The following is an 18,630-nucleotide window of genomic DNA, read 5'->3' as shown; positions in this document are numbered from 1 at the left end:
TGTTTTCCACCCTGGCAAAGTAAATACAAATGATCAGTATGCTTTATACAAATCTTTAAAAGCATGCTATCCATCGATGATTTCCCAAATCAATAGCTTTTAAGCTTTGACCACATGAAATAAAATGCAGAAATTGCAAAGCTTTAAAAGATCGATTAAAAGAAGGATCTGAAGAAATATGGGTGTAGTCATCAGGCAGAGTTTTTGGGGATCAGCCATCATGTATGCTGGTATTGTAGTTGGTTATCTGAATACTCTGCTATTTATGCCTACTTATCTGGATATAGATCAGATTGGGCTTATAAGGCTTATTCAATCTAATAGCGCAATGCTTATACCGTTTGCTGCATTGGGCATGGGTGGAGCCCTTGTGAAATTTTACCCCCATCTAGAAGCTAATAGGGACCAAAAAAATCAATTCATTACCTTGCAATTGATAATGGTCGGAGTAGCTAACCTTCTAGTAGGATGTGTCATATTAGGATTTCATGATTTTTTTGCTGGTCTTTTCGAAGAGAAATCTTCAGAGTATATTCAATACATTCATATTTCTTTACTGATCCTCATATCACAATCTTATTTCGAGTATCTATTTTCTCTCAGCAGATCAGAATTAAATATCATTTTCCCTTCAATTCTCAAAGAAGTCTTCCTGAGAATTGGAAGCCTGGCTTTCATCATTCTGTTTGGACTGAAACTCATTTCTTTTGATATGGTCATTTACTTACTTACGGCAGTCTATTTTTTTAATACATTAATCTTCCTTGTTTTTATTTGTCTCAAATATAGGTTCAGACCATCACTTAATTTCTTAACATTAAACCAATCACTGCTTAAAAACTCATTTTCATTTTCAGCTTACAGTCTCGGCTTAAGCATAGGCATTTCCATAATGGCTAATATTAATCTTGTTTTAATCTCATCGTATTTGGGTCTTGAGGCAACTGGAATATTTACAATCTGCGCTTTTTTAGGTATTATTATTGAAATGCCCAAAAGAGCCGCCAGCCAGGTAATTGGTCCCCTGATATCTGATAACTTTCAAAAGAACGATATAAGAAATATTGAGAATATCTATCAGAGAGCAAGTATTAACCTTGGAATTATAAGTATTTTGATTGCTATCGGGATTATTACCAATCTCCAGGATTTGTTCAATTTGATACCAAAAGGAGATCAACTTCAAGAAGGCTATTTTGTGGTAGTTATAATCGGACTATCAAAAGTCATTAGTATGTTCTTCGGTCCGAATAGTGATATATTAATGTATTCAAATCACAAACAATATATGCTTTATTTTCTTCTGTTAAGCACTATACTATTAATTTTACTCAGCATTTCTCTAATCCCCGTATTTGGATTAAATGGAGCCGCTTTAGCATCATTAATTACTGTGGTTATAGACCAGTGTTTAAAATACTTGATAATAAAAAGAAAACTCGCGTTGAAAATATTTGATGCAAATCATCTTAAGTTGCTTTTAGTTAGCATCATTGTGGGTTTAATATTTTATTATATTCCATTAGAAATAAATCCAATACTGGCCATTGGAATACGCTCAGCATTGATAACAGTAGTGTTTATAGGTACTATATATTTCATAAATATTTCTAAAGAGTTGAAAAGTTTTGCGAAAAATGCGCTCAAAAAAGTCAATATCAGATAATAAGAAAAGTATTAAAGGGAGTCCAAATGAAAATTTCGATTTCGAAGACCTTTCAAAAATTGAAAAAGGAGCAATAGAGGACTTAAGAGATTTGAAAGAAGTTTTTGAATCCCACGGTCTTGAATTTTGGTTAATGAGTGGTACACTATTGGGGTGCATGACTAGAGGGAGTATATTACCTGGAGATCGCGATATAGATTTGGGTGTATTTGCCTCAAATAGAGATGCGTTTACTTCTGCTATTCCAAGGTTACAGCAAAAGGGATTCCTTATACAGGAAAGATTTGACCCCGTTAATAAGGAAATAAAAGGCATGGTCACTGTAAAAAGAAATACAATGCCTGTTGACATTAAATTCTATAAAGTAAAAAATAACTATATAATTAGAGCTATTCATAAAAGCGATAATTTGAGCACAAGATTTTTATGGGAACTCATAGATATATTATATTTCAAAAGATTAATGACACTGACAATCTTTAAACGGTTTAAGATCACTTATCTTGGTCTTTTACTAGCCAAATTAGCTAATCTCCTTTCAGAAAAAACGACTCAAAATCTAGTAATCTCTCTTTCCAATAAATGGATGAGGAGCAAAACAAGATATGGGATGGTTGTTATCCCACTTAGCTATTTTAAAAATTTGCAAACGATAAAATTTTATGGAATGGAATTTAATATTCCCTCTAAGGTTGAAGAATATTTCACAGAAGAATATGGAGAAAACTGGGAAGATGATGATCCTAATAGAGAAGGAGGCTGGTCAAAGAAAAGTCATATTGTTTATTCCAATAAGTTAATAGAAGAAATCAAAGATAACAAAGAGTTACTCAACAGATGTAAGGCAATAGCTTATGTTTAAGACTCTTGATTGTTGAAAGGGAAGCTAATCAAAAACATGATTTTTTAAACATGATTCTATTTCATATTGGTTATCCAAAAGCAGGTAGCAGCGCCCTACAAAAACAGTTTTTCAATCTTCACCCTGATATAAACTTTTTAGGAATTTACCCCACCCAGAATACCGGTTCCTCAGCCAAAATAGAAATAAATAGTAATTATCTAAATAATCAGCATTTAATTCAATTTCACCATGATTTAGTTCATCAAACTGACTTTCAAGCAGAAGTATACACCCCCTACCTGAAGGAAGAAATATCAACCACAGAAAAAATCAATGTTTTGAGTAATGAATTCATTACGAGTGTGTTCTTTTCATTTCCTAAGATCCATGATAAACTCTTTAGATTAAAGGAACTTAACATTGAACATATAGTGCTCATTTTCAGAAACCAACTAGACCTAATTAAATCACAATATAGAGAACATCCATTTGACCCTGAAAACTTGATCCATGGAAAACCATTTTCATTAGATCAATGGGTTAGGAAAACCAATTTCCTTGAGCACAGCTTCCTTGACTCCCTTGATTTTTTCAAAATGACAAAAAAATGTCAGGAACTTTTTGGAGTTGACCATGTCACTCCTCTTCTTTTTGAAGACATGATCCATAATCCTGAGAGATTCTCTTCAAAGCTGCACAAAGGAACTGGACTTGATCCAAAAATATCACTTAAACTATTAAAAAGCCTAAAGCCTGAAAACACAGGTGTTTCTTTGCGATATAATACTATTCGTAATATGAAGAAAAAAATCATGGGAGAGTTTCCTATTTCGAATTACATTCCAACACCATTAATCACCATGTTAAAGGAAAAAATGAAAAAAGGCAAAAAAGCTCAATATGAATTTTCTGGCTCAACGACGGCTTTTCTTACTAATTATTTTAGAGAGTGCAATCAAAATGTGGAAAAAGAACTCGACCTCCCACTTTCAGAATTTGGCTACCCGATGTAAAAACTCAAGCTAATGCTCAAGATAGCCCTTTACTTAAATGACAAAAACATTCATATAGATGTATCTAACCCTGAAAAGGGAAATCCTGGTATAGGTGGAACCCAGTTTAATTTCATTACCCTCCCCTACTACTTCAATAAATATTACCCTAATGAAATAGAATGGTTAATAATTACATTTGGAGCCAAGTGTCTGCCTAACGGTATCCGGAAACTGACCATCAATGATACCAGCGAACTCACCCAGATTTCCAAAATACAGAAGTTTGATTATTTCATTTGGAAACCTGGAGTAGAACGAATTACTGACTATTTGCCGGACAACCAAAAATGTTTAGCGTGGTGTCACAATATCCCTCCACCCCAAATGCTCAAATACCTTTCTTCATCTGACAAAATAAAGAGAGTCATATTTGCTGGTCATGAAGTTTTGGATATTTTGAGAGACCATCCTGTAATCCTGAAGTCTACAGTAATATTTAATGGCTTTGATACTAATCCTTATGCTTCCGGACAGGCCATATCAAAAGACAATAACCTGGTGGTATTTTTAGGAAGTTTGGTGCCCGCTAAACACTTTCATTTAATGGCAAAGGCCTGGAAAGAAATTTTAAAAGAATCCCCTGACGCAAAACTGTACGTCATTGGATCAGGGAGACTTTATGATTCTACACAAAAACTTGGAGAATTAGGCATTGCTGAAAAAGATTATGAAAACCTGTTCAGTTCTTACCTGAAGGATGACGAAGGAAGGATATTGGAATCTGTAAAATTTCTGGGCCTGCTTGGTGAAGAAAAAATAGATTATCTGAAAAAAGCTACTGTGGGAGTGATAAACCCTCATGGAAATAGTGAAGTATGTCCTGGTAGTGCTATTGAATTTCAAGCCAGCGGCACACCTGTTGTGGCAGGCAAGCGCTACGGAAACCTGGATACTGTTATTGATAAAGAGACTGGCTTTTTAGTGAAAAATGAAACTCAACTAGTTGAGAAGATTGTCTTGTTATTAAAAAACCCAGCCATAAGCCAAGCAATGGGCAAAAATGGGAAAGTATTTGTAACGCAAAAGTTCGCCCAAGATAAAATAATGAGTCATTGGAAAGAGCTCTTTGATCAACTGAAAAACAACAAAAGGACTAGTGTATATCCGATGAAAAAAAATTGGTTATACAACTATAAAATTATCTTTGAGATATTAAGAGTAATAAAATTTAAACTAGGGCTTTTCAGAAACTCACCCTCAATATACGAATACATTGGAAACAGGAAAAATGAATGAACTCGCACAATCCGATACTATCTATTATCACTGTAACATATAATGCTGAAAAATACATCAGTCCTACCATAGAAAGCATTATCAATCAGACATTTACTGAGTACGAGTACATAATAATAGATGGAGGAAGTACGGATAACACTACTCTACTCATTTCAAATTATGATCATCACGTGACCAAAGTAATCTCCGAGCCTGATAATGGAGTTTATGATGGGATGAATAAAGGCTTGAAGATTGCCAGTGGCAAATACATTCTTTTTTTAAACGCAGGAGATGAGCTTTATTCTCCAAGTACTTTGGAAAGTATCTTTTCCAAAAATGCAGACGCTGACCTTTTTTATGGAGAAACGATAATTCTCAATAGAGAGCGTCAACCAATAGGTAGTAGAACTGAACTGACAAGTAGAAAACTACCGGAAAAACTAACAAAAAAAGATTTCCTAAATGGTCAGGTAGTTAGTCATCAGTCTTTTATACCTAAAAGGTCTTTGTGTTTACAATATGACCTTACCTATAAGTGTAGTGCTGATATCCTTTGGCAATTAGATATACTTGAAAAGTGTAAGGAAATAGTCAAGATAGAAGATCCAATTGCTAAATATTTACAAGGAGGCATTTCAGATACTCAGCTATTAAAATGTTGGAAAGAGAGATTTTTAATTTTGACAAAACACTTTAGCCTCATCAGGGTGTTATTAATGCACTTCTATTTTATTTTTAGGTTTATTAAAAATGGAGCTTATAAAACTTCAGAATGATTATCAATAAGGTCTTGGTAAATTTCAAGATGTTTCTTCACCACTATCCCCTCTGAAAAACAGCTTACAACCTTGTTTCTTGCCAATTTACTAGCTGACGAAAGGTGTATTTTACTCTGATAAAAATGTAAAATCCCATCTGCAAGATCCTTGGAGTCCATGTTCTTTGCTAAATAGCCATTACTCAAATGATCAATCATATCATTCACCCCACCACAATCAAAGGCAACTACAGGAACACCACATGCCAATGATTCCATAACAGTGTTGGGTAAATTATCTTGAATTGAAGGAAGAACAAAGACATCTGCCAAATTGTAAATCTCGCTAAGCTTATTCAAACTACTTATTTGACCAAAAGAGATGTGTTCGATATCAGCAGGTAAAAGTTCATCATCTAATTTACCAAAAGTCAGGAGGTGAAGACTCGGGATTTCACTTCTAAGTACTCCTATTGCCTCCAAGAGATATTTAAAACCTTTTCGTTCATCAGCTAGATCCACTGCTCCAAATAATACATAAAATCTTTTTTCATTAAGTCCATAGCTATTCTTTAGACCACTTCTAGCTAAAGGCTTAAAGGTATCAGTATCAATAGGGGTACTTAGAACTTCGATATTTTGGGAGTTGAACAGTGTGCTTTTATTTGCACAATTTGCTAACCACTGGCTTGTAGCTACCAGTTTAAATTTCCTTTGTTTCCAAAGCTGAGTTTTTTTGGTAAGAACTCGATGAGACAATGAAGAGTTATTCCTTAAATAAAAGCAACTCCCACACTCTTTTTGATATAAATCACATTTTAAGGCATAATGACATCCCCCAGTAAAAGCCCACATATCGTGCATTGTCCAAATGACAGGTTTTGCTATAGATAACCTGGCGATTTCATTAATACTTACAAATCCAAAATTGACCCAATGTAAATGGATTATATCAGCAGACTTAACGAGAGGATTTTGCAGCAAATCATACCCTGGACTTCCAATAGAAAATTTATACAGCGATTGGTAATTTTTGATGGAAAACAGAACGACTACCCGTTCTATGATGAAAAAAAACCACTTCTTAATAAAGGATAGTAGGTTATTCTTAAGGAGAAAAACACTCTGTTTTCCATCATAAGCATGCATTACACCTAAGTCGACACTAACGCCGGATTTCTGTAAAGCTAGTTTCAAGCGTTTAGAACAAACCGCTGCTCCACCATAGTTACCAAAAGTGCTTAGGATGAGTACTTTCATTTATATTCTTACAGCAAACACATTAATTTGGACATCCATACCCGTCGGCCCCACCTTCCATTTCCCCATCAAGGGAGTTACCTGAGTGTTTTCATTTTCAATGAAGTATCGAAATCCTGCATTTTCAATTACGCTCAAAAGTTGAGAGATTTTCTGCTCTTTATGCACATTTGTATGCACTTCCACAAATAGGGTCTCTACTCTATTGAGGACATCTTTGCAATCATGCAATACATCAAACTCAGCTCCTTCTATATCCATTTTCAACAGATCAATTCGCTCATATTGAAGCAATAGATCTCTTAGTCTAATACTTTCTATCAAATCACCGGAACTCTCAGAGATGTGACCAGTATCTGAGCTGCCTTTTTGAAAGTGAACTCCTTCAGCATTTTTCCAAACTGCCTTTTTATGCAATTCAATATCAGTAAAACTTGAAACATTATGCTGGAGAAATGCAAATATCCGGGGGTCAGGCTCAAAAGCGATAACTCTACTTCCCGGATACCTTTTTTTAAAAAAAGTCAAAGACAAGCCAATATTCGCACCACAATCAATAATTAACGGTTTGTTTGACCGGGGAGTAAAGGCGTATGATCGTCGAAAAAATATCTCATGATACTGCCACAAGAATGACCAGGTATCCTCAATTTTAAATACATGCCCTGAAAACTTAACCTCTATTGGATTGTCTCTTTTTTTATCTCCTAATTTCCAGCAGAGTTTAAGAAAGGCTCTGCCATCCTTAGTCTTTAGTATTCTGTATGGTTCTTTAAATAAGACTTTAAAAGCGTATAACATGCACTCAAGCTAAAATAAATTTCTTAAAAGACGCAACCCCTTATGAAGCTTACTATTTGAAAAAAAATGAGTACTAACATGATAATCATATTGCCGGTCGACAGATGGTTCTAAAGGATGCTTTAGAGGAAACTTCAAACTAAATGCACGCTTGCGACTTACATAATCCTTCGTGGTATAATTTGCCCCGGATCCATCAGCTCCAATATTACTCACCAGACAGTAATTAGGAATTACCGATAATTGATTGCTTTTTAAAAGTGAGTAAATTAGCTTGTAATCCCAATTATTTTTTTCCTTCTTATAAAATTGCTCAAACTTTCTATACCAAAATTTTTTTACTGATGGAATGGATGATATCGATTTAAAAAAACCACTCTCATCTAATAATGGGAAATCTTTTAACCCGTGATCGAATGATTGCCACACTCTCTTCCAGGTAGCCCACCCCCATGATGCCGGGTATTTTGAAAAAAAATAAGAAGAGTGCCTTCTACCCTCGATAGGGTGACCAAAAAAATCAAATTCAAGATTAAATCCACATATGGTCCCTACCCGTTGATCATATTTATATTTTTCAAGCAAATCATCACAAAACCTAAAAAAAGAAACAGAAGGAATACAATCGTCCTCCAGAATAATTGCCTGTTCCTCTTTACTAAATATTTCATCAAACGCTGATGGAACCCGCACCGGACCTGACAGGTTTTTATCTGAGTAAATCTTGATTACTTCGCATGGCCAATCTATATTATCCGAAATTGCTTCCCGAACTAATTTGGTGTTTTCAAGATCGGCTGGCTTATTTGCTCTTGGGCCATCAGCAACTGCGTAAACCTTTTCTGGTTGTACTTTCCTCAAGGTTTGAATCAGTTCTCTGGTTTTATCAGGCCTGTTAAAAACGATTATTACAACAGGATTTTTACATTGATAGGTTAATTGGTCTTCCACTTACTTCTTGGTAATATCTTAGATTGATCCACTCTATGAGCATATTTCTCAGCTACGTTCATAACCTCTTCTAACAACCCTTCCTGTAAGAAAATAGGATTTAATCCAATATTCAAGAAATTTTTATTATCAGCTTTCAATGTGTTTTTAGAATCTTCTATTCGCGGATTTTCCAGATGATTGACTTCTACACCTGTAAGCGCAGAAATTTTCTTTGCGAGATCTATCAATGCGTGCGTTTCAGTAACCTGATTAAAGATCTTAACACGCTCTCCAATTTCAGGTGGATTTTCTACTGCTAATTGAATACACTCTGAAGTATTTTGAATATGGATAAAAGCTCTGGTTTGCTGGCCTGTACCATAAACGGTCAGTGGATATTTAATGGCTGCTTGCATAAGAAACCGGTTCAGTACAGTACCATAGTCTCCATCATAATCAAACCTATTAATCAAGTCCGGATGCATACTGGTTTCCTTGGTATTTGTTCCCCATACTATCCCCTGATGTAAATCGGTTATTCTAAGCTTATCATTCTTATTGTAATAATAGAACAATAGAGCATCCATTGTTTTTGTTGTATGGTATACGCTTCCAGGGTTAGCTGGATAAAGGATTTCCGTGGTTGCTTCTATCCCGTCTTTTTGAATGTTTACTTCAAGATATCCTTCAGGTACACTGATCCCTGCTGTACCATATCCATAAACACCCATAGTTCCTAAGTGAATCAAATGAATATTAAGACCAGAATCTACGATTGCAGTTAATACGTTATGTGTTGCATTAATATTATTATTAACTGTATAGCGTTTAGTTCCACTATTTTTCATAGAAAAAGGAGCAGATCGCTGCTCAGCAAAGTGCACAATTACATCAGGCTTTTCTTCCTTTATCAGATCTAGAAACCTATCATAATCAGTAGATAAATCCAGGTTATGAAATCCAATATCCTTCCCTGTGATTTCTTTCCAGCGTTCTAAACGCTTATCAATACTAACAATTGGGGTCAATGATTCGCAAAAAAGATCCAAATCTATTTTCCTGCGGGATAAGTTATCGATAATTGTAACATCGTAACCACTATTTGAAAGTTTGAGGCTGGTGGGCCACCCACAAAAACCATCTCCACCAAGTACAAATACCTTCTGACTCATTTTTTAATCTAAATTTTTTTGGGTTTCAAGACTCTCTCCAATCAAGTCCATTTTCATTTTCCGGCGCCAAATATAATCAATCGCCAACACTATGATTTTTTCCTAATATCTCTTGCTGCTCGTTTCCTTTTCGCAAATGCATAAACAAACTAAAACCTACCATTATTAAGACCAGTAGAGTGGAAATAATGATAATCACGTTTCCTCCTGAGACGCTAAAAGGTTGATACTTAAAGGTTATTTGATGTTCACCAGCAGGGACTTCCATACCTCGAAGTATATAGTCTACTCTTATATGATCAACCGGTTCATTATCTAAATAGGCCTGCCACCCGGGGCCATAATAGATCTCTGAAAAAACAATGAATTGTTTACCTGGAGAAGAAAAATCATAAACCATTTTTTCCGGATGATAACTAGCTAGTGAAACTGAACCCTCTCCCGAAAAATTTTGATCGGAAACATGATCATCAAATCTACTTCGATCTACAATGGCTTCTTTAGATGGATCTATTTCACCGACTTTTTGATACTCCTCATCCGCACCTTCTACATAACTAATACTTTCTACCAGCCAGGCATTTCCTAAGGCATCCTGATTTTTCTGGACAACCTGTTGATCATTTTGCCCCTTCCCTATAATGTATCGTGTATTAAGCATATCCAGAATGTTATCATCCATATTACGTATATACTTATTAATGATCTCCTGATAGCGCTGCATTTTTATAGCGCTGTACCCTAGTATCGAATAATGATGAAATGATGTGATACCATCACTAAAGGGATTCTGAGAGGTAAGGTTCATCACTCTGAAATAGCCCTGATCCTGATTAATCTGTTGATCAGCTCTGGTCGGCTGAAAAATCTGTTGGCTCATTTTTCTTTCAGTGCTAAAATCATCGGTGCCAAGATATCTCTTATCTACCACCCAAAGATCAATCACAACCAATACGGTTAAACCAATAACCAGGGAGTTTAGCTTAAGGATTTTTTTCACATAAAGCCACAATCCTGTACCGGCTAAAAGGACGAAAACTAAACTTCGAATAATGCTCGAAGTGAAAAGACTTTTTCTATCCGCCTCAACAGCACTTATCAACCAATCAGGAAATCCATATGCCTGATCATTAGCCCCACTAAAATCAAAAAATGCTCCCTTAAAAACCAAAAAGAAAAGCCCCAAACCTATAATCACTCCACCAGCTTGTATAATTTTCTTATCAGGTTTTGGGATGGTGTCAATCTGGGTGAAAAATTTATTTAAAGCCAGTAAAGCCATAAAAGGAACAACCAGTTGTGCTACAGCTAAGATCATAGTCACAGACCGGAACTTGTTATATAAAGGAACGTAATAAAAAAAGATGTCCGTAAACCACTCCATATTCTTCCCCATAGCTAGCAGAAGAGACAGGACAGTCAGACCAATTCCCCACCATTTCAATGGTCCTTCCACCACTAAAAGACTTAAAACAAACAGAAAACAAACTATAGCCCCGAAATAGATAGGTCCTCCGGTAAATGGTTGATCCCCCCAGTATAACGGCACATTATTTATTACATTTTGTACTGTCCTGGGATCAACCCTTCTTGATGATAAAGCTTTATAAGTCTCTGAATCATCAGAAAGTCGCTCTCCTGAAGCTCCTCCATGAAAATAAGGAAACATCAAAGTAAATGTTTCTAAAACTCCATTGCTCCAGTTTAAGGCATAATCTTTATCAAGGCCATCATTACTTACATTTTCTCCCTGCTGCTCTTTGAGATCACTTCCACCTCTTGTAGAATAATCCGAATACTCCAGTGTTGCATATAGTTTACTGAAATTACAACCAAAAGCTAAAATGGTGGCAGCTGCCAGTACTCCCGAGGCCTTAAAAAATAATGCCCAATCCTTACTTTTATAAAATCTATACAAGACCACTATTAAATAAGCCAACACCATGATAAGCAGATAATAGGTAATCTGGATATGACCAAAGTATAATTGAAATCCAGCAGCTATAGCAGTAAGTAAGCCCCCTCTAAGCAATTCGCCCCTGTATGCCAATATAACTCCGGCTAAAACAGGAGCCATAAAGGCAATAGCCAACACCTTATTATCATGCCCTACTTCTACACTTATAATGTTAAAAGACGAAAAAGCGTATGCAAATGCTCCAAGCGCTGATAACCACCTCGAAACCTTGAAAACCTGAAGAAGCCCATAAAATCCCAGAAAAAGCAGAAAGATCATCATCACTGGCTTTGGAAAAATGGAATTAAACAAAATACCATTTACAAACCGAATAGGATTATACTCAGATGACCTTAATAATGGAACTCCCGAAAATTCTTTATTATTCCAGTGAATCTGCTCCCCCTTCTCCTTGTACTCCTTGATTTCACTATTAACTCCTCGAAGCTGAATATTATCACTTTGCATCAAAGTTTTTCCTGAATACAAGGGCGCAAAATAAATACTCACGACAATGAAAAAACCGATAATAGGGATCAGATGGTAAAGGCTCTGTTTATTGAAGTTCATAATATAAAATCCTCAAGTTTTTTAAGATGATCACAAATGTAGGATATTTCTGCTTCAGTCAATCCGGGATAGATTGGGATGGAAACGACATGCTCAGAAAACCATTTGGAACTGAGTACATTCTCTTCGCTTTGACTGAAAGCACCTGGAATAGTAAACGGATAGTGAATATCAACGCCAATCCCAGCTTCACTCATATGCCGGATAAACCGCTCTCGCTTCGAAACCAATATTGGAAATTGATAAAAAACTGAATTTTCAAAATCAACCTGTTTTGATGATTTGATTACATTAAGATAATGTTGAGCTATTTGTTGACGGTTTCTATTCTTTTCTTCAAGAAAAGGGAGCTTCTTATTTAAAAAGTAGGCTTGTAATTCGTCTAAGCGACTATTACGCCCCACTTCAGCAAACTCATGCCTTGATGCCCTCCCGTAATCCCTGAGTGCCCTGAGTTTCTCAGCCATCTCTTTGGTATTGGTTACAACAGCTCCTCCGTCGCCTAAAGCTCCCAAATTCTTAGTTGGGTAAAAGCTAAAAATAGCTAAATCACCAAAAGTCCCAACTGCCCTACCTCCCACTTTTGCCCCATGTGCCTGTGCACAATCTTCTATCAATATTAAATCGTGTTTATGACATACTTCCCTTATCGATAGTACATCACATGGGTTACCATACATATGGATAGGAATTACTGCTTTCGTTTTGGGACTTATTGCCTCCTGGAAAGCTTGCAAATCAATATTCCCGGTTTGATCTTCCACATCCACGAAAACCGGAATCGCTCCTTTTCTTTTTACAGCTGTAAACACAGAGACCCATCCAAATGCAGGAATGATGACTTTATCCCCCTCTCCGACTCCACTAACTTCCAGGGCTAGTTCCAATGCATCTGTACCACTGCCGCAGCTTACACAGTGACTTATTCCCAGGAATTTGGCGAAAGCTTCCTCAAAAGTGCGAACTTCTTCACCAAGAATAAAGTCTCCCCTTGCAATCATTTTAACTAACTGACCTGCAAAACCAGTGTCTGTATATGCAATTTCTCTCGTTAAATCCAAAAAGGGAATGTTCATTTCTGGCTAAATTTGAAAAGTAAGATTAAAAAAAATGTTCCCTTCAATAGCAGGGGATTTTTCATTAATATTGGGCGCCGAAAGCAAATAAACAACATACCCCTAATTTTTAACAGAGAGAATATGAAAAGTATTGGTGTTTTTACATCAGGAGGTGACGCGCCGGGTATGAATGCATGTATCCGTTCTGTGGTACGAACGGGGTTGTATTTGGGTCTGGATGTGTATGGTATCAAGTATGGGTACAATGGCATGATCGATGGGGATATCTACAAGATGAAATCCTACTCTGTCAGCAATATTGTACAGCGTGGGGGTACTATACTCAAATCAGCCAGGTCCAAAGACTTTATGACCAAAGAGGGTCGTGCCAAGGCTTACGAACAACTTAAAAAGCGTGGCATAGAAGGCCTGGTGGCCATCGGTGGTGACGGTACATTCACAGGAGCAAACGTATTTTTTGAAGAATATGGTATTCCGGTAGTAGGTGCTCCCGGAACTATAGATAATGACCTGTACGGATCTGATTATACGATCGGTTTTGATACTGCTGTGAATACAGCACTGGATGCCATAGATAAGATCCGCGATACCGCAAACTCCCACGACCGTGTGTTTTTTGTGGAAGTGATGGGTAGGCATTCAGGGTATATTGCTATACAATGTGGTATAGGCGGCGGTGCTGAGTACGTAATGGTACCGGAAACTTCTACCACTATAAAAGAGGTGATCGATACCCTAAAAGAAGGCCGGGACAATCAGAAGACCTCATCAATAGTCGTAGTGGCTGAAGGAGGGGAACAGGGAAATGCCATAGAAATAGCCGGAAAGGTAATTGATGTATTACCAGAGCTCGATATTCGTGTTTCAACTCTTGGGCACATCCAACGAGGAGGATCGCCCACATCCTATGACCGTATATTAGCCTCCAGGCTCGGAATGGCAGCTGTAGAAGGGCTTATCAACGGAGAAAAGAATGTGATGGTAGGGATCATCAATGATAAAGTGACCTTTACCAGCTTTAAACTGGCAATATCTAAGTCCAAGCCGATCAACCAGGAAATGATGAAGCTGGTTGAAATACTAAGTATTTAGCAACTCTTTGATCATTCTGATGGCCTTTTCCAGGCCATCAGGGTGCATCCATATTATTTCGGGATCTCGTTTAAACCACGTCATTTGGCGCTTGGCATAGCGACGGCTATTCCGTTTTAATAAACGTACCGCTTCCTCCTTATCATACTCCCCTTCCATAAACCGGAAGATTTCAGAATAGCCAACCGTCTGCAGTGCATTGTGCTCACGATAAGGATAGAGTGTTTTCGCTTCTTCAAACAGGCCCTGGCCTATCATCTGATCCATCCTCCTGTCAATTCGATCATAAAGCTCCTCCCTGTCCATCTCCAGACCAATTTTCAAATTGATAAAATCTCTCTCCTTCTTTTTCCCCTTCCGGTAAGTTGAGAATGGCTTACCCGTACCTCTGGTTACCTCCAGAGCCCTGATCACCCGCTGGTGATTCTGTTTATCCACTCGCTCATAATACTCCGGATCACTTTTTCTTAGCTCCTCCAGAAGCGGATCCAGTCCAGATTTTTCAAATTCCCCATTCAGCTCATCCCTTACCTTAAGATCTACCACAGGCATTTCGTCCATCCCCTCCCACAGTGCTCTCAGGTAGAGTCCGGACCCTCCCACTGCTATCACCGGGTTGTGTTTCCTAAACAGGCCCTCCAACAGGTCAAGTGAATCCTTTTCAAATCTTCCTGCACTGTAATACGATTGAATACTGTGGGAATCTATAAAGTGGTGTTTCGCAGCAGCCAGCTCTTTGGAATCAGGTTTAGCTGTGCCTATTTTCATTTCTCTATAAAACTGACGAGAGTCCGCTGAAATGATCTCCGTCTGAAAAGCAGCAGCCAGCTCTATTGCAAAAGCCGTTTTACCGACAGCTGTCGGTCCCACTACAGATACGAGTATGTGCTTTTTATCATGCATTTTTCACTGAAAAAGTAGCATTAATTCTTTAATTTTAATCAGATGGAATCTGTGGATCAGGATATTAATGTACTACGAGAAGAAGTAGAACAACTGAAGGCAAAGTTAGAAACTGCCCAGAAAGACTACTATGGCCTGATCGAAAAAACCAACCATCACCTCCAGGAACTATTTGACTCCAGCAATGACCTGATTCAGATATTCAAGCCCAATGGTGAGTTTCGCTTTGTAAACGAAACCTGGAGAAACAAATTAGGTTATCGCGAAGATGAAGTATTTGACCTGAAGTTTGTAGATGTAGTCCACCCGGACCACCGAAAACAGACACTTCAAAACCTGCTTAAAATAACAGCCGGGAGTCGTCTTGAGCGTTTTGAAACTGTACTGCGAACCAAATTTGGCAAGAATATATATGTAATCGGAAAACTTACATGCGTTTTTGAAGGTGATGAGCCCATCGAATTTCGGTGTGTATTCTTTGATATTACAGAAAGATTCAGAGCTGAACGTGCCCAAAGCCTCTATTATAAAATTGCAAATATTACCATCACCCAAAATAACCTGGAGGATTTTTATGGTAAAATCTACCACGAATTAAATGAAATACTAAAAGTACGGAACTTCAGTGTAGCCATAAAAGAAGGTGGAGAGTATAACTACAACTACCGGATCAATGAACTGGAAGATGGTCACGCCAGACTTCAAAAAGATGTAGAAAAGCTCCTGGCAAACTATACCTTCGAACGAAGCAAACCACTGATCATTTATAAGGAAGGGATCGAAAAGATATCTCAGCAGAAAAAGGTCACACTTGAAGACCCCCTACCCAATATTTGGCTTGGAGTGCTTGTTCACCTTGAAAACACACCCGTAGGAGTTATTTCAGTTTACTCATATCAGGACCAGTCGGCCTATAATCACAAAGACCTTGAGCTCCTTGACTTTATCTCAGGACAAATAAGCCTTTCTCTGCAGAGGAAGCTAAATGAAGAAAAAATTCAGAATCAGGCAGCTCGTCTAAGCGCAATCTTCGAAAGCAGTACACACCAGATATGGTCCATTGATCAGAAGTACACTTTTACATCGTTCAATCAAAATTATGCGGAAGCATTTGAAGCCTACTATGGCAAGCAGCCTGAGATCGGGATGGGCTTCCCTGAAAACACAAAAGGAAGCAAAGGCAGTAAAGGCAGAGGAGCCAGGTTTTGGAAGGCCAAATATGATAAGGCATTCGAAGGTAAGATCATCAACTTTCAGATCAGCCAAAAAACCCTGGCTAATAAAAAAGTCTGGAGAGATGTCTTTTTAAACCCCATCTTTTTACCAAATGGTAAAATCGAAGAGATATCAGTCATAGCCAATGACATTACAGAAAAGAAACAGGCCGAAACCGCCCTGAAAGAAAGCGAAGAGAAGTTCCGAAATATATTCGAGTCATTCCAGGATATCTATTTCCGCTGCGACATGGAGGGAATAATTTCCATGGTCAGCCCATCCGTTCAGGAAGTACTTGGTTTTAAACAAAACGAAATTGTTGGCAACAAGATAACAGACTACTTCTTCTCAAAAACCAAACTATCTGACCTGTTTAAAAGTCTCTTTGAGAAGAATCAGGTTCAAAACTTTGAAGGTTCGGTTAAAACAAAGTCCGGCGATGAAATTCAATTTTTAAGTAACGTAAGGCTAATAAAGCGCCGCGCTAACAAATATGAAATTGAGGGTGTAGCAAGAGACATCTCTAAACTGAAGAAGACAAACAGGGAACTGAGAGAGGCAAAAGAACTGGCCGAAAGATCACTGCAGATAAAAGAACGATTCCTGGCCAATATGAGCCATGAGATCAGGACACCAATGAACGGAATCATTGGTATGATCGACCTGTTGGGTTCCACACAGCTGGACATAGAGCAGTCTGAATACATACGTACGATCAAAAAATCCTCTGACAGTCTGCTGAATATTCTCAATGACATCCTTGACCTGTCTAAAATAGAGGCAGGTAAAATGCAACTTCGCAAAGACCCAATGCGGCTTATGGACACTTTTGAAAAGATCTATGAGCTCTATTCCCAGCAAGCTCATCTGAGCAATAACTCGCTTTATTACCACCTGGATGAAAAACTCCCCGAATATATCCTGGGAGATGAAACCAGACTCATGCAGGTGTTGTCCAACCTCACGTCTAACGCCATTAAATTTTCACCCAAAAAAGGGAATATCAACCTGTCAATCAGAATATTAGAGAATGATAAGGACCAGTATAAGTTCAAAGTTTCGATCAAGGATTCCGGAATAGGAATTTCTAAAGAGGATATTGAAAAGCTTTTTCAGAGCTTTAGCCAACTGGATAGCTCCAGTAGTAAAAATTATGCAGGAACGGGGCTCGGTCTGGTGATCAGCAAAGAACTTGTAAAATCCATGGGTGGTGAAATTGGCGTTGCTTCCACCCCCGGCCTGGGGAGTACCTTCTGGTTTACATTTACAGCAAATAGTATCTCTCCGGAAGAAGCCCAAAAAATACTTCAAAAAGAAGACAATGTATTTGTGCGCCAATTTACTGATTCCAGCCCACGCATACTCCTGGTCGATGATAACCATATCAACCGAAGCGTAGCCAGTAGCATCCTGGCCAAATCAGGATGTGAAGTGGTGGAAGCGGACAGTGGCTATGAAGCACTGGAAAAAGCAATAGATGGCAAATATGATTTGATCTTTATGGACATACAGATGCCAGACATGGATGGGATACAAGCTACCCAGGAAATCAAAAAACTGAAACTCAACTATATGCCACCAATTGTAGCAATGACTGCCTACTCCATGGAGGAAGATCGTGCGAAATTCTTAAAAAACGGACTGGACGATTACATTGCAAAGCCCATTAAAGCCTCATCGCTGATCAATACTGTCAAAAGTTGGCTACATTTTGAGCCCAAGTCAGTTTCATCTGATATCTTTTCTGAAACAACAGAAGAGCTCGTTATTAACCAAAACACACTTAATCAGCTTTATAAGTATGGTGGTAAAGAACTAATCGAAAGTGTTTTAGAGGATTTTGATAATGAAGCTACCGATCAGGTAGAGAGTGCCCAGCGACTCTATAAAGAAAAAAATTACGAAGAAATGAGACGAGAATTACATACGCTTAAAGGAAATGCAGGAACATTTGGCGTAGAAAGACTATCAACTGTTGCAAAAAACATTGAAAAATCCCTAAAAGAAAATAAATTTGAGGGCCTCGACTCTCAGCTATCACTTTTAAAGATTAGCTTGGCTGAGTTTAAAGAAAGCTATAAAAATTTTATTAATACCTGAATCCG

14 protein-coding genes are annotated in these 18,630 nt (G+C 37.7%); 7 read left to right on the top strand and 7 right to left on the bottom strand.

All coding sequences use genetic code 11. From position 1 onward, the window contains the following. Positions 1-178 precede the first annotated feature (178 nt). From AC3E9V_RS09305 to AC3E9V_RS09285, 5 genes are all read left to right on the top strand, one after another. Positions 179-1,666: a lipopolysaccharide biosynthesis protein gene (locus AC3E9V_RS09305; protein ID WP_488752913.1), complete on the top strand. Its 1,488-nt coding sequence runs from the start codon at positions 179-181 to the stop codon at positions 1,664-1,666. After that, entirely contained in the window at positions 1,638-2,528 is an 891-nt protein-coding gene (locus AC3E9V_RS09300; protein ID WP_488752912.1) for a LicD family protein, read from the top strand. The genes AC3E9V_RS09305 and AC3E9V_RS09300 overlap by 29 nt, the downstream gene beginning before the upstream one ends. A gap of 5 nt (positions 2,529-2,533) precedes the next feature. Next, entirely contained in the window at positions 2,534-3,523 is a 990-nt protein-coding gene (locus tag AC3E9V_RS09295) for a hypothetical protein (protein WP_488752911.1), read from the top strand. Positions 3,524-3,889: 366 nt separating this feature from the next. Next, positions 3,890-4,801 carry a glycosyltransferase family 4 protein gene (locus tag AC3E9V_RS09290; protein ID WP_488752910.1) on the top strand — a complete coding sequence of 304 codons (912 nt, stop codon included), beginning with the start codon at positions 3,890-3,892 and terminating at the stop codon, positions 4,799-4,801. Continuing rightward, entirely contained in the window at positions 4,798-5,562 is a 765-nt protein-coding gene (locus AC3E9V_RS09285; RefSeq protein WP_488752909.1) for a glycosyltransferase family 2 protein, read from the top strand. The genes AC3E9V_RS09290 and AC3E9V_RS09285 overlap by 4 nt, the downstream gene beginning before the upstream one ends. Here AC3E9V_RS09285 and AC3E9V_RS09280 read toward each other — a convergent pair. From AC3E9V_RS09280 to AC3E9V_RS09255, 6 genes are all read right to left on the bottom strand, one after another. Continuing rightward, positions 5,544-6,803 carry a glycosyltransferase gene (locus AC3E9V_RS09280; RefSeq protein WP_488752908.1) on the bottom strand — a complete coding sequence of 420 codons (1,260 nt, stop codon included), beginning with the start codon at positions 6,801-6,803 and terminating at the stop codon, positions 5,544-5,546. The genes AC3E9V_RS09285 and AC3E9V_RS09280 overlap by 19 nt on opposite strands. Further along, positions 6,804-7,604 (bottom strand): FkbM family methyltransferase, encoded by an 801-nt coding sequence (locus AC3E9V_RS09275; protein ID WP_488752907.1) that lies wholly within the window; start codon positions 7,602-7,604, stop codon positions 6,804-6,806. Between the two features lie 9 nt (positions 7,605-7,613). After that, the gene (locus tag AC3E9V_RS09270) at positions 7,614-8,555 is read right to left on the bottom strand and encodes a hypothetical protein (protein WP_488752906.1); all 942 of its coding nucleotides are present in this window, start codon (positions 8,553-8,555) and stop codon (positions 7,614-7,616) included. Next, a complete protein-coding gene (locus AC3E9V_RS09265) occupies positions 8,540-9,709 on the bottom strand; it encodes an NAD-dependent epimerase/dehydratase family protein (protein ID WP_488752905.1) in 1,170 nt (389 codons plus the stop codon). The genes AC3E9V_RS09270 and AC3E9V_RS09265 overlap by 16 nt, the downstream gene beginning before the upstream one ends. A gap of 76 nt (positions 9,710-9,785) precedes the next feature. After that, the gene (locus AC3E9V_RS09260) at positions 9,786-12,236 is read right to left on the bottom strand and encodes a YfhO family protein (protein WP_488752904.1); all 2,451 of its coding nucleotides are present in this window, start codon (positions 12,234-12,236) and stop codon (positions 9,786-9,788) included. Then, positions 12,233-13,312 (bottom strand): DegT/DnrJ/EryC1/StrS family aminotransferase, encoded by a 1,080-nt coding sequence (locus AC3E9V_RS09255; RefSeq protein ID WP_488752903.1) that lies wholly within the window; start codon positions 13,310-13,312, stop codon positions 12,233-12,235. The genes AC3E9V_RS09260 and AC3E9V_RS09255 overlap by 4 nt, the downstream gene beginning before the upstream one ends. Before the next feature lie 123 nt (positions 13,313-13,435). Here AC3E9V_RS09255 and pfkA point away from each other — a divergent pair, with 123 nt between their 5' ends. Continuing rightward, a complete protein-coding gene (gene pfkA, locus AC3E9V_RS09250; protein ID WP_488752902.1) occupies positions 13,436-14,407 on the top strand; it encodes a 6-phosphofructokinase in 972 nt (323 codons plus the stop codon). Here pfkA and miaA read toward each other — a convergent pair. Next, complete coding sequence (gene miaA / locus AC3E9V_RS09245) at positions 14,396-15,310, bottom strand: tRNA (adenosine(37)-N6)-dimethylallyltransferase MiaA (RefSeq protein ID WP_488752901.1); 915 nt, start codon at positions 15,308-15,310, stop codon at positions 14,396-14,398. The genes pfkA and miaA overlap by 12 nt on opposite strands. Positions 15,311-15,352: 42 nt before the next feature. Here miaA and AC3E9V_RS09240 point away from each other — a divergent pair, with 42 nt between their 5' ends. Next, a complete protein-coding gene (locus tag AC3E9V_RS09240) occupies positions 15,353-18,625 on the top strand; it encodes a PAS domain S-box protein (RefSeq protein WP_488752900.1) in 3,273 nt (1,090 codons plus the stop codon). Positions 18,626-18,630 lie beyond the last annotated feature (5 nt).

This window comes from Marinoscillum sp. HNIBRBA16962 (assembly GCF_057801515.1).
Note: the sequence above shows the minus strand (reverse complement) of the source record. Positions and strands in the feature narration are given on the sequence as shown.

Excerpts from the sequence above, each read along its gene's own strand:
- AC3E9V_RS09305 (WP_488752913.1), top strand. The coding sequence starts at position 179 with ATGGGTGTAGTCATCAGGCAGAGTTTTTGGGGATCAGCCATCATGTAT.
- AC3E9V_RS09300 (WP_488752912.1), top strand. The coding sequence starts at position 1,638 with ATGCGCTCAAAAAAGTCAATATCAGATAATAAGAAAAGTATTAAAGGG.
- AC3E9V_RS09290 (WP_488752910.1), top strand. The coding sequence starts at position 3,890 with ATGCTCAAATACCTTTCTTCATCTGACAAAATAAAGAGAGTCATATTT.
- AC3E9V_RS09285 (WP_488752909.1), top strand. The coding sequence starts at position 4,798 with ATGAACTCGCACAATCCGATACTATCTATTATCACTGTAACATATAAT.
- AC3E9V_RS09280 (WP_488752908.1), bottom strand. The coding sequence starts at position 6,803 with ATGAAAGTACTCATCCTAAGCACTTTTGGTAACTATGGTGGAGCAGCG.
- AC3E9V_RS09275 (WP_488752907.1), bottom strand. The coding sequence starts at position 7,604 with ATGTTATACGCTTTTAAAGTCTTATTTAAAGAACCATACAGAATACTA.
- AC3E9V_RS09265 (WP_488752905.1), bottom strand. The coding sequence starts at position 9,709 with ATGAGTCAGAAGGTATTTGTACTTGGTGGAGATGGTTTTTGTGGGTGG.
- AC3E9V_RS09260 (WP_488752904.1), bottom strand. The coding sequence starts at position 12,236 with ATGAACTTCAATAAACAGAGCCTTTACCATCTGATCCCTATTATCGGT.
- AC3E9V_RS09255 (WP_488752903.1), bottom strand. The coding sequence starts at position 13,312 with ATGAACATTCCCTTTTTGGATTTAACGAGAGAAATTGCATATACAGAC.
- pfkA (WP_488752902.1), top strand. The coding sequence starts at position 13,436 with ATGAAAAGTATTGGTGTTTTTACATCAGGAGGTGACGCGCCGGGTATG.
- miaA (WP_488752901.1), bottom strand. The coding sequence starts at position 15,310 with ATGCATGATAAAAAGCACATACTCGTATCTGTAGTGGGACCGACAGCT.
- AC3E9V_RS09240 (WP_488752900.1), top strand. The coding sequence starts at position 15,353 with ATGGAATCTGTGGATCAGGATATTAATGTACTACGAGAAGAAGTAGAA.